2 protein-coding genes are annotated in these 2,272 nt (G+C 33.6%); one reads left to right on the top strand and one right to left on the bottom strand.

All coding sequences use genetic code 11. The annotated features are described in order from the left end of the window. Nucleotides 1-189: 189 nt before the first annotated feature. Nucleotides 190-663, top strand: a complete 474-nt coding sequence (locus CYP28_RS07620) for a thermonuclease family protein (RefSeq protein ID WP_103593741.1) — start codon at nt 190-192, stop codon at nt 661-663. Nucleotides 664-669: 6 nt separating this feature from the next. Here CYP28_RS07620 and CYP28_RS10390 read toward each other — a convergent pair. Continuing rightward, nucleotides 670-2,272: VWA domain-containing protein (locus CYP28_RS10390; RefSeq protein ID WP_181000435.1), on the bottom strand; the 1,603-nt coding region annotated here is incomplete at its 5' end.

The raw sequence follows: 2,272 nt of genomic DNA, 5'->3' as shown, positions 1-2,272 counted from the left end.
AGCTAAAGATAGACAATTTAATACCTTATACTCTAAGAAGAACGCCTTTCGTTGATTAGTATTTTTATGTATTATTAAGCTTTTTGATGTTCTTTACTAATGAAAAATAACATCTTAATACATACTATGAAAGCAATAAAATGAATTACAAAGAGCAAACACTAATAGCACCACCAGAAGGAGCATAAAATGAACACTAAATTTTTACTATCTAGCCTAATGCTTTTTAGCGCACTATGGCTTCATGCAGAGGAGATCAGTGGCAAAGTAATAAAAGTTGCTGACGGCGATACACTTACTATCTTAACAAGTTCAAAAGAACAAGTTAGGATTAGGCTTGCTAGCATAGATGCGCCAGAAAAGAGCCAAGATTTTGGAAATGTATCAAAAAAATCCCTAAACTCTATGTGCTATGGCACAAATGCTAACGTAGTTGTGCAAGATACAGACCAATATGGCCGAAAGGTTGGTGTAGTCTATTGCAATGGTATAGAGGTTAATTTAGAGCAGGTTGAGAAAGGTTTGGCCTGGGTTTATATAAAATACGCCAAAGAACAAAAGTATTTTGATGCTGAGAGTAGGGCAAAGAATAAAAAAATAGGTATTTGGTCAATGAATAATCTAACGCCTGCTTGGGAATTTAGAAAAAGTCATCAAGAATAAAAGCATCTAGGCTTTAATCTTAGGATTTGAGCCTATACTCTCATTTTCAGCACTTTGATTGGTTCTTGTTCTTGCTTTACTTTGACCTTCAAGCGCATAAGAGCTATAAATTTCAGGGTTTTTAGCAATCCTTTCTATTGCCCTTTTTGTAGTTAGATCAGGGTTGGCAATTTCAGTAACTGCTTTTACCAATATTTCTAGCGTATTATTTAGGCTTTCGCTGCTTTCTTTCTTTGCTGAGATAAAGTTAGAAAAATATCGGCTAAGCTCTGCATTGTTGCTATCGCCAGCATATAGACCAATAATATTCTTATTATCTATTTTTGCCATTGCTTTTTTTATATCTTTTGGATTATCGAATAAATTTGCATCTGTTAAGAAAAATACGGCCCTTGATTGCTTTAAGTCTTTTCTGATAGTCTTTAGGCTGTGATCTATTGCATTTATTATACCCTCGTCATGACTGGCCTCTAGTGCTGAAATTATTTCAAGTGGCTTTTGATTAAAGTCCTTAAATTTTATAATGGTGCAGTTATCAACAAGACCACCTTTATGTAGCACTAGACTTGCGTCTATATATTGCTCATCTTGTAATTTTTTAACTACTGCCAATAGGTGTTTAGAGTTAAAAATTGGCTTACCGCGCATAGAACCACTAAGATCAAGAAAAAATGTAAGCTTCACTGGCTCTTTCTTCTTTTTCAAAGGCTCTTTAAATAAGCCTCTTAATGTTGGATTAAATGGCAACGATGCTATCTTTTTGTTATTTAGTTTTTTGCTTAGCCTAGAGCTAGCTTCATCTGCTGTTTTTGGGAAAAATTTACTCAATTCTTTTTTGGCTTGGTTAAAATATTTATTGATCAGTGGTAAATTTAGCGTAATATCGCCATTTTTGATAGCAGCAAGTGGTTTTTGTAGCATTTTTTCTAAATCATTATTTTCAAAATTTCTTTTTCTGCCATAAACCGCAGCAACACGTTGGATAAATTCTTCATCATCTAAAGTATTAATAATTGCCCCATTATCAGTTATTTTAATAGCTTCACTTTTTATTCTGCGTATAAGTCGGCGTATCACCTCTTTTTCTTCATCGCTTAAAGCATCTATCAAGTCGCCTTTGTCCCCAAGTAGTTTGTTTTTATTAGGCTCATTATTTTCGCTATGCCCATTATTCTCTTCTTTGGAATTATCTTGTGGATCTTGTATAGTTTGATAAGAATTCGAAAAGTCATCATCATCTAAATAACCATAGTCGTTAGAAATATCTTCATCTTCGCTTTCATCTATGTCAAAACTGTTATCCCCAAGGCTTTTTTCAGGCTGTTTTTGCTGCTGGTCTTCTGCCTGATCTGTGCTTTCTTTTAATTTTATGCCAGTGCCTTGTTTTTGATCTTGTTTAGGATGTCGTTTTTCCATCTCTTCTAAAAATTCTTTCGCTATTTGGCAAATTTCAAATATATTGTTTGCTTTTTGAGTTTTGTCAAAGATATATTTGCAAAATTCTGTATCTGGTGATAAATACGTATATTTGGGATCATTGAGCGTTACACAAATAGGAAATAATATATCATAGCCAGTCTTTGTAGATTGAAATAGCTCTGGATTTACC

Origin of the sequence: Campylobacter concisus, from assembly GCF_002914195.1 — a bacterium.
Taxonomy (GTDB): domain Bacteria; phylum Campylobacterota; class Campylobacteria; order Campylobacterales; family Campylobacteraceae; genus Campylobacter_A; species Campylobacter_A concisus_M.
This window is presented reverse-complemented; position numbering and strand designations above follow the sequence as displayed.